General features: G+C 29.4%; 7 protein-coding genes. 2 read left to right on the top strand and 5 right to left on the bottom strand.

Features of this window, described 5'->3' with window-relative positions; translation table 11 throughout:
• Positions 1 to 122 precede the first annotated feature (122 nt).
• Positions 123 to 281 carry a hypothetical protein gene (locus tag U9R42_13145; GenBank protein ID MEA3496965.1) on the bottom strand — a complete coding sequence of 53 codons (159 nt, stop codon included), beginning with the start codon at positions 279 to 281 and terminating at the stop codon, positions 123 to 125.
• Between the two features lie 328 nt (positions 282 to 609).
• On the bottom strand, positions 610 to 960 hold the full coding sequence (locus tag U9R42_13140) for an Hpt domain-containing protein (GenBank protein ID MEA3496964.1): 351 nt from the start codon (positions 958 to 960) through the stop codon (positions 610 to 612).
• Between the two features lie 134 nt (positions 961 to 1094).
• On the opposite strand from U9R42_13140, the gene U9R42_13135 reads away from it, so the two are divergent.
• Together U9R42_13135 and U9R42_13130 are read left to right on the top strand one after the other, a co-directional pair.
• Entirely contained in the window at positions 1095 to 2414 is a 1320-nt protein-coding gene (locus U9R42_13135; protein MEA3496963.1) for a glycosyltransferase family 4 protein, read from the top strand.
• Between the two features lie 53 nt (positions 2415 to 2467).
• Positions 2468 to 6652 (top strand): phosphodiester glycosidase family protein, encoded by a 4185-nt coding sequence (locus U9R42_13130; protein ID MEA3496962.1) that lies wholly within the window; start codon positions 2468 to 2470, stop codon positions 6650 to 6652.
• Here the strand turns inward: U9R42_13130 and U9R42_13125 are convergent.
• From U9R42_13125 to U9R42_13115, 3 genes are read right to left on the bottom strand one after another with little or no spacing between them, the layout of a single operon-like run.
• Positions 6592 to 7752, bottom strand: coding sequence for an anhydro-N-acetylmuramic acid kinase (locus U9R42_13125; protein ID MEA3496961.1), 1161 nt, complete (start codon positions 7750 to 7752; stop codon positions 6592 to 6594). The two genes, U9R42_13130 and U9R42_13125, sit on opposite strands and share 61 nt — an antisense overlap.
• A gap of 4 nt (positions 7753 to 7756) precedes the next feature.
• Positions 7757 to 8764 carry a tryptophan--tRNA ligase gene (trpS, locus tag U9R42_13120; protein ID MEA3496960.1) on the bottom strand — a complete coding sequence of 336 codons (1008 nt, stop codon included), beginning with the start codon at positions 8762 to 8764 and terminating at the stop codon, positions 7757 to 7759.
• 23 nt (positions 8765 to 8787) lie between these two features.
• Positions 8788 to 9237 carry a hypothetical protein gene (locus tag U9R42_13115; GenBank protein ID MEA3496959.1) on the bottom strand — a complete coding sequence of 150 codons (450 nt, stop codon included), beginning with the start codon at positions 9235 to 9237 and terminating at the stop codon, positions 8788 to 8790.
• Between the last annotated feature and the right edge of the window lie 333 nt (positions 9238 to 9570).

Here is a 9570-nt window from a genome sequence, read left to right as displayed (position 1 = left end):
GTGGAATAAGTATTATTAAAATAAAAGAAATCCTTTTTATCATAGTTGTAAACTTACAAAGTCAAAATTAAAATAAAGTTCAAAATTAACAAAATTATACCAAATGTCAATTTAAAATATTTTTAGGGGAGTTCTATAAATACATTTCTTTTAAGAAACAAAGATAATGAATAAGATGCAAGGCACAAAATTTTCTGAATAGCCGTAGCTATTGAGAAAATTTTTAACGCAGTCAGATTGTTTATTATCTTTGCTCCCAAAGGGTTTTCAGAGTTTTTCATATACTTCTTCAAAAATTTTTACATTATCCCGATAGTGTTTCAAATTTTTTCATTGTCTATAAAAAACTCTGAAAATCTTAATGCGAATGTATTTATAGAACTCCCCTTTAGGATTTTTTAATGGTTCTATGTTGATTTATGTGGATAAAAAAATATTAAAGCCACAGACTTTGCAGATTAAAATTAATTTATATGCAATATTCTAATAAGGTAAATCTTTTAGTCCCGATATATCTGAATTTGGCGAAAATCCATTAATTACAAAAAGAGTGATTTTGGAATCTGTGAATCAAATTTGATTACTCACAGTATTTGACATAGAACCTTTTTAATAATTTTCCAACTTAAGCTTTAATTGTTCGCCTGCTTCTTTTGAAAGCTCTTTAATTGAATCTATTAGAGATAGTATGTCGTCAAGGTTATTTTTCTTTTTTGCTTCCTTTTCCAGTTCAAGGTCTTTTTCATAAATTTTATTTATACCCAACAAAGTTGCAGTTGACTTAAATTTATGAGCAATTTCTGATAATTGATCCCAGTTTTTATCATTAAAAAATTCCCTCATTTTCTCAATAATTTTAGGATATTGCTTTAAAAAAGTTTCAATGATATCTTTTTCAAATTCTTTTTTGCCTCCGCTGATTTCCTGTAAGTGACTCAAATTGTATAATTTACTTGCCATAATTATTTATTTTAAATATTAATTCTATAAAATTCTTACTCAAATATATGAAATAAATTTGCAAAAAGCAAGTTTGCCATTGTATTTTTACCAAACAAAAAAAATTATATCACTAATCTTTAAATTTTAAAAAAATGAGAATAGGAATTATTATTGGTAGAATAGGTGGAGTTGATGGAGTTGCATTGGAAACAGAAAAATGGATTGAAGTTCTTTGGAGACAAGGTCATGAAGTATATATTCTTTCAGGGCAATACGAAGGGCGAAACATGGATCCAAATTATGAATCCTTGTTAGCTGTGCTTTCTTTTTTCTCCCCTGAATGTATGTTTGAGCAAAGTAAAGCCTTTTTTGAACCGGAAATTGATCCAAAACCTTTACTTGATCATATTGAAAAAACATCTGACACAATTGCTAAAGAAATACTTTGGTGGGTAACAGGAAATAAACTTGACTTAATTATTTCTGAAAATGCTTCGGCACTCCCTTGTCATTTATCTATGGGAATAGGAATTGAAAAAGCTGTAAAACATACGGGCATAAAAATTATAACTCACGACCATGATTATGCTTGGGAAAGAGGTAGTCGTTACAGATCAAAACATAAAGTGTTAAATTCTTATGTCGAAAAGCATTTTCCACTTCAGTTGCCTGATGTTACAAGAGCAGTAATTAATATAAATGCACAAAATGATTTAAAGGAAAAATTCAAATTTGATTCGATTGTTGTTCCAAATGTAATGGATTTCGATGTTTCTTATGGAGAGAAATCATCAACGAATAGATCATTACGTAAAGATATTGGAGTTGAAGAAGATGATATTCTTCTATTCCAAATAACTCGTATTGTGAGAAGAAAAGGTATTGAAACAGCTATTGATTTAATAAAAAGACTTGACGATCCAAAAGTAAAATTAGTTATAACAGGGAATTATAATGATGACAATGACGGAGAATACAGTCGTTTTCTTTTTAATAAGATCAAAGATTTAGACCTTGAAGACAAAGTAATTTTTGCTTTTGAAAGTATTGCCCGAGATTTTAATAGCCCACTTTATGGTAAAAAAATGTACTCGTTGTCTGATGCTTATTCAGAAGCAGCAGCCTGCACATATTTTAGTACTTACGAAGGATTTGGCAATGCTTTTGTAGAGGCTGTTTTAGCAAAAACTCCAATTTTTGTAAATAATTACAAACCTGTTTATTGGCCTGATATAGGAAGCAAAGGATTTAAGGCACCAATGATTGAAAATAGCACTCTTACTGATGAAAAAGTGGAAGAAATGAAGGAAATAATTTATAATAAAGATAAACAAAAAGAAGTGGCAGATTTTAATTTTGAACTTGGTAAAAAATTCTTTTCTTATGATGCTCTTGGTGATAAACTTGATAAATTAATTAATTTATCAATGGATGATTATTTACAAAGGATTAAAAATACAATTTCTATATAATAATTGCAACATTATTTATAAGCTAATAACACTACTAATAAAAACATTTTGCTATGACTGTAAAAAAAATGATGGCGGCACTTAGAGCCGAAAATATCAACACTTGGTTTGATTTAGGATTATTTATTGATAAGTTTAAGGAAGAAAAAAAAATACCTCAAAAAGAATTTGACGGTGAGTATTTTGATTTTAAAAAAACCTTAAAGGGTGGTGGTATTGGCTTTCTTTCTTTTTATTACTCTGTAGATGGAGTTACAATTGAGGTTAATAAATATGCACAATTTTTTAAATCCATTATTAAAGATGTTAAAATCCATTACATTGCCGGAGAATTTAAAGCTGAAGCTGATAAGCTGATTGATGCTGATTACCATAAACATTGTATAAAAGAGATAAAAAGTTTTGATCAATGGCAATTATACCGTGATTTTTTCTTTACAAAACTTCAAAGAGGAAGTAAAGAATACAATGAATTGATATTAAAATTTTGGAAAGAAGTTCTTGTTTTATCTGAAAAGTTAGGAAAATATATTGAAGAAAATAACATCAATCTTTTATACATTATTAATGTGAATTCAAATCCGGGTAATGTTTCTCTAAGTTTAGCAAATGTTTTAGTATCGGAATATCTTGGCATTCCTGTAATAAATAATTGTCATGATTATTATTGGGAAGGGGGAAATAGAGAAGTTGATGTTCAAGTAAAGGGCTTAAAAAAAGGACCACGTGATTTCTTTTTTAAAAATTCTCATGTAGGTGAATTTTTCTCACAAATAGAAGTTCTTTTCCCATGGGAATCACGCTCGTGGATGACAGTAAATATTAATGAAAATCAGAACAAACATATAATTGAAAAGAACGGGCATAATCCTGCAAATACTCATCAAATCAATACGGCTGTTGATACAAATGTTTTTAAAACAATATCAAAAAGAGAAAAAATAAATGCTTTTTATCAAATAAAAACAGCTCTTTCAAATTATCAGGAAGACCTTAAAGTTTGCACTGTTGATGAAGTTATTGAAAAAATGATTAGTTCCCAAAGTGTATCATCACTAATGCCTGTATTAGTTGGTTCAAAAAGTATTGATGAATTTGATTTTATTGGAAATAATATTGTTTTTCTACAACCAACAAGGATAATTTCGAGGAAAAAAATTGAAGTGAATTTTAAACTGATTGAAAAACTTTTTAAAAATAATATTTTTATAGAAAAATTTAAATCAAACCCACATCTTAATCTTACAATTATTGTTTCAGGACCAATATCATCCGGGCAAAATGCATATTTCTTTAAACTATTAAAATTTTATGATGATTTTTTAAAAACACTTACTGCACGAATTAGAAAAAGAATTTTTATAGGCTTTCTTTTTAGTGAACTTGACAAATCCCGATTTATCAATCATTTTGAAAAACCAATTGGCATTCCTGAATTATACAATATTGCATCATTAATTTTATTACCAAGCGAAACAGAAGGAAGAGGATTGCCAATAATTGAAGCTACTGCCTGCGGTATTCCTATTTTTTGTCGCAGATATTTCCCAGAGAATGTTTACTCCGAAGTTATTGGGGAAAACTTAGAAGAAGAATTAAGGCTGAAAGTATTTGAATTTGATGGGAAACGTATTCCCAATTATCTCGTTGACGAAATAGCTCAAACAATTATTTTCCCACAAAGCAGAACAGAAACAATATTGCATAACAGAAATGCAATTGAAAAACGATACAGTTTAAATGCACTTTATGAAAATATGGATACTATCCTTTTTGCTTTATTTTTACAATTAAAAACCAACAAAGAACAATTTGATTATACCAAATCAAAAATTGAAGAATACGAAAAGCATACAAACTTTAGGAATAAATATACAAATCTATTAATCAATGAGAAAAACAGACATTATATGCCGGGAAGCGGTAGGTTAGCATTTATGTTATATTTAAAGTCATTGATTGACCCCAGCTTTTTTAGAGTTGAAGAAATGGAAATTAGGGGATATGTTTTTGATTTTGCAAAAATATTGATTGACAACCTTAAAAAAAATGAAGAAATCCCAATAGAAAAAATTCATAAGTTTTATAATAGTGTAGAGAATATTTTTTATGTACAAAAAGGAGAATCATCAATAAGGCATGATCATTCGTTTGCTTACAGGCATAGAAATAAAAAGTTTTTCCCATATCAACAATTTACACATCAGGAATTAACAGGGCTTGTAAATCTTTTGTATAACGACATTTTTAAACCTCAGGAAAAATATGGATTCAAAAGATCGCTTCACTTTTTTACAGACTGGAATTTAGCAATGTCTCAACTTACTAACAGTGCAACTATTGAAATAGATGATAGGGAAATACTGTTAAGATATTTAAACAAAAATGTACCTTTTGCATATTTCCCCGGGAGATATATACAGCAAGAATTAGAATACTTTGTACTTCAACCTATTCGTCAAAGATTGGATTTAAAAATCAATGATAATTTAACGGAAGAAATGTTGGAAGAAAATTCTGATATTTTAACAACAATATATATTTTCCTTCATGAAAAACAAGTAGCAAAAAGATTTTCGGCAAACGGACTTGATAAATATTTAAAAACAAATGCAGATGAAGAATTACAACTTTTATACAAAATGGGAATTTGTAAAATTGTAAAAACGAAACAATTATGTGTGGGAATTCATTTCCCTCAACTTGGTAAAAAAGCATTAAAAATATTATCACAAATAAAAACAAAAAAAGGTTTTCTTATAACAAATGGAGACAATGCTCCAATAATGTCTGATATTGTTAACATTGATAGATTTCATCTTGGTAAAGCAGAAAAAATATTTAGTGCAAAAATAATGGGTATTTCTGCTGGTAGTGGTTTTATTCAATTTGTTCCTGCTGGATTACGAACCACACTTGCATATCCAACACCAATACAAACATCAAAGGATTTTAGTAAGACAATAAAAAGTGATGAGTTTAATGACCTTTCTGAAAAGCTTGGCGAAGAAGGGCTTTTACGTTTATTACAAAAAGATGCAGAAAAGAATGGTTCACCTGTAAAACAAGTTCTTAAAAATATAAAAAAAGAACTTGGTTACAAAGAGTTTGACACTAATGTAGAAACAGAATACGTTAGTGGAATTTATGATGATGGTCTTCCTTATAGTGGCATAATTGCTAAAGTAAATCTTAAAGAAAATAACTGGATGTTTGCTGCCTTTTCTGACGAGAATAAACCAAAACCTGTTCCTGAACTTACAAAATTATTTAATAAAAAAACAGCTAAAACTTCTCAGCTTGCATGGAATGGAGGATATATCCTCAACCCCGAATTGGTTGGAAAACTTGGTTTGCCCGAAACCTATATCGGCTCGCCACTGGGGTTACTAATTATTGATGAAGAAGTAGTGTCTGCACCATTGTTTAACAAGCCCTCTTTTATAATTCACAAAAACGGCAAAATAGATATTCAAAGAGTAAGCATTGAAAATGGTATTAAAATATCAGCAGATGATAAATTGTTGGATTTTAATAAAACGGCTTACAATAAACATTCAGAAAAGGAATTAGGTTATTTTAATCTGATGTCGGAAAGTGAATTTTTAAAAGGAAATGGGAATTACATTGTACGCCTTGCAGGAAATACAATTAAAGAGGTTGTGAAAACAAAAAAAGGAGAAGATGTAAAGATAATTCCTGTAGGTTTAACCTTGTCAATTCCTGAAAAATTATTTCCGGAAGAATGGAATAAAGTAAATAAAAAAGTGAAAATTGAATTTGATGCGGTAAATGGGTTTGATCTTAAAAATATTGCACATGCAATTGAAGCAGGACCTTTGTTAATAAATGACGGAGAATTGAATGTAGATATGATAACGGAAGGTTGGAAAACTTCTAACTCAATAAAAACTCAAGCAGCACGTCTTGATTACACAGACATGAGAGGACCAAAAATTTCTGTAGGGCTTGATAAAGATGGGAATCCTATGGTGCTTATGATAAACGGAAGAATTAAAGAATCTGTTGGAGCTACTCACTTTGACATGGCAAATATTTTAATGTCTTACGGAGCTAAAAAAGCAATGGGCTTTGATCCCGGAGGAAGTAGCACTCTTGTTGTTGATGGTAAAACTATGAATATTTCACCTTACAACAAGGATTATGAAAAAAATATTTATTCTTTACCTCCTGAGCCTCGTTTTGTTGCGAATGCAATTATTGGGTGGTGTGAGTAAAGGGGGGCTTCTATTAATTCAACAATCTTTCCTCCACAATTGTCATGCTTTGCACCTGTAACTGAAGCTAAGCAATTTATTTCATTTCTTCTTTTTAAAACTCCTAAAAAGGCAAAAATCAAAGCTTCTTTAAAATCAATAATTTCTTTATTGGGAATAGTAATTTCCACTTTCTTTTTTTGAGAATCTATTTTTTGCTTAATTAATTTAATCAGAAAGTTATTGTAAGTTCCACCGCCTGTTATTAATAAAGATTTGCCGCTATTATTTTTAACAACATTAAATATTTGAATTGCAACATGCTCATAAATTGTTCTTAACAAATCTTCTGTTTTTAAATTGAAATTATTAATAATTGGAATCACTTCTTTTTCCAGCCATTCTTTACCTAATGATTTAGGTGGTAACTTTTTGTAAAATTTAATAGAATTTAATTCTAATAACAATTTATTATTTACAGCTCCTTGTTGAGCAATTTCTCCATTCTTATCGTATCCAATTGAATTTAACTTAAACTTTTTAACGTAATGATTTATCAAAATATTTACAGGGCAAATATCAAAAGCTATTCTTTTGTTGTTTTTAGTAAAAGAAATATTTGCAAAACCACCAAGGTTTAAACAAAAATCATATTTTGTAAAAAGCAGTTCATCACCAATAGGAACAAGAGGTGCTCCTTGTCCTCCAAGTGAAATATCAAGAGAACGAAAATCAGAGATTGTAGTTATTCCTGTGTGGGTAGCAATTACTTCAGCTTTGCCAATTTGCAGGTTTATACCTTCGCTTGGATTGTGAAAAACCGTATGACCATGAGAGGCAATTAAGTCAATTTCTTCATTTTGTAAATCAATAAATTCTAAAATTCTGTCTGCTATCAATTTTCCAAAATTAACATGGAGAGCAGTTAGTTCAAAACCGTTTAAATTAGGAGCATTTTCTAATTGGCTTTTCCAATATTTTGAGTAATCAAATGTTTTTCCTTTTTCAATTTTAAAAGACCAATTTTTATTAAAAAAATAAAAATCACAAAGGGCAATATCCAATCCATCAAGGGAGGTGCCTGACATTAGTCCAATTGCTCTATATTTTTTTTGAAGCATTTTTTTAAGCTAAACCATTTAATTGTTTTACTTCTTCAATAGTTTTTTTGGCAATCACTCTGGCTTTTTCAGAACCTTTTATCATTAGTTCCTTTACTTTATTTTCATCCGAAAGTATTTCTTTTTTCCTTTCCTTAAATTTGTTTGAAAGCTCAACAAGTGCATCAGAAACATTGTCTTTTAGCTCTTTGTATTTTAGCTGTCCTGAATCATAATCTGCAATAAGACTTTTAACAATTTCAGTTTTATTACAAGCTTTTAAAATTTCAAAAAGACCTTCTACTCCTTGACTCATTTTGTTATTTTCTATATTACCAATATCAGTAACAGCACTTCTCACTTTTTTTCTAATTTTATTTTCATCTTCAAAAAGACCTACGAAATGTTTTGGTCCAAGACTTTTACTCATCTTTTTTGATGGATCAGCTAAAGATAAAATTTTTGATGTTTTTGTAAAAAGGGGTTCAGGCAAAGGAAAATATTTTCCAAATTGATTATTAAATCTATCAGCAATATTTCTTGTTAGTTCAAGATGTTGTTTTTGATCTCTGCCTACAGGAACGTAATTAGCTTTATAAATTAAAATGTCGGCAGCTTGTAAAATAGGGTATGTAAATAATCCTGCAGAAACAAATTTCTCTTTTGACTGCTGATTAATAACTTCACTTTTATCTTTAAACTGTGTCATTCTGCTTAGTTGACCGTAAGATGTAACACAATTCAAATACCAAGTAAGTTCAGTATGTTCAGGAACCATTGATTGAATAAACAATGTTGATTTTTCAGGGTCAATGCCACATGCCAAAATATCAACAAACATATTTTTTGAATTTTTTCTTAGTTCTTTAGGGTCATAAGACGTTGTTATTGCGTGGAGGTCAACAACACAAAAAAGACAATCGTATTTCTCCTGAAGATCAACCCAATTAGCTACAGCACCAAAATAATTTCCAAAGTGCATTTCATTAGTTGGCTGAATTCCTGATAAAACTCTTTTAGTTGTATTATTCATTTTTTACTGTTTGTAATAATTAATTATTTAGCTTCTGAATATTTTGGCAAGCGTCCAAGTCCAACCAATCTGTATATTTTTTGTTGGTGTTCCTTAAAATTACCAAAGCAAATTGCATCAAGCATTTCTTCTCGACTCATATCCGACTTTTTAAGAGTTTCCATAATTTCATCCGAGCATCTGTCAACAAATTTTTCAAACCTTTCGGGAGCCCAAATAAAATCAACTCTTGTACCGTCACTTTCCGGCTTTCTTATATTAAATTCTTTTGGTAACCTTCCATGAACAATTACTTTTAATCTCAAACCTTCATATCTTGTAGGTAATTCTCTATTATCAAAAATCATTGGGCGACTAACCAATATTACTTTAGTACGTTTCTCAGAATTTATCTCCGAAACACTTTTTACCCTCATTCCTTTTTCAATGAGATACTTATATTTTATTTTAAATCGTTCTAATAGATCTTCCACTTTTTTGAGTTTTTATTAATTAAAAGATAATTATTTAATGCTGTAAAGGTAAGGCTATTTTTATTGTATCAAAAAAAAATGCAATTTATTAGATATAGGGTGGTTCTATGTTGATTTGTGTGGGTAAAAAAAATTAAAGCCACAGACTTCGTCTGTCGAAGACAATCTAAGTGTAATAGAAGTAAGACTACGTCTGTCGAAGACAGATTCACATATTACAAAATTACTCTTTTTCTAATCTGTGAATCTGTGGCAAATTTGATTACTCACAGTATTTGACATAGAACCACAAAATACAATAATTTTAAAACTAATTTGTTTCATACTTTGTGA

Source organism: Bacteroidota bacterium, from assembly GCA_034723125.1.
In the GTDB taxonomy this organism is placed as follows: Bacteria; Bacteroidota; Bacteroidia; order CAILMK01; family JAAYUY01; genus JAYEOP01.
This window is presented reverse-complemented; position numbering and strand designations above follow the sequence as displayed.

Coding starts and splice junctions, on each gene's coding strand:
- U9R42_13135 (MEA3496963.1), top strand. CDS start 1,095: ATGAGAATAGGAATTATTATTGGTAGAATAGGTGGAGTTGATGGAGTT.
- U9R42_13130 (MEA3496962.1), top strand. CDS start 2,468: ATGACTGTAAAAAAAATGATGGCGGCACTTAGAGCCGAAAATATCAAC.
- U9R42_13145 (MEA3496965.1), bottom strand. CDS start 281: ATGAAAAACTCTGAAAACCCTTTGGGAGCAAAGATAATAAACAATCTG.
- U9R42_13125 (MEA3496961.1), bottom strand. CDS start 7,752: ATGCTTCAAAAAAAATATAGAGCAATTGGACTAATGTCAGGCACCTCC.
- trpS (MEA3496960.1), bottom strand. CDS start 8,764: ATGAATAATACAACTAAAAGAGTTTTATCAGGAATTCAGCCAACTAAT.
- U9R42_13140 (MEA3496964.1), bottom strand. CDS start 960: ATGGCAAGTAAATTATACAATTTGAGTCACTTACAGGAAATCAGCGGA.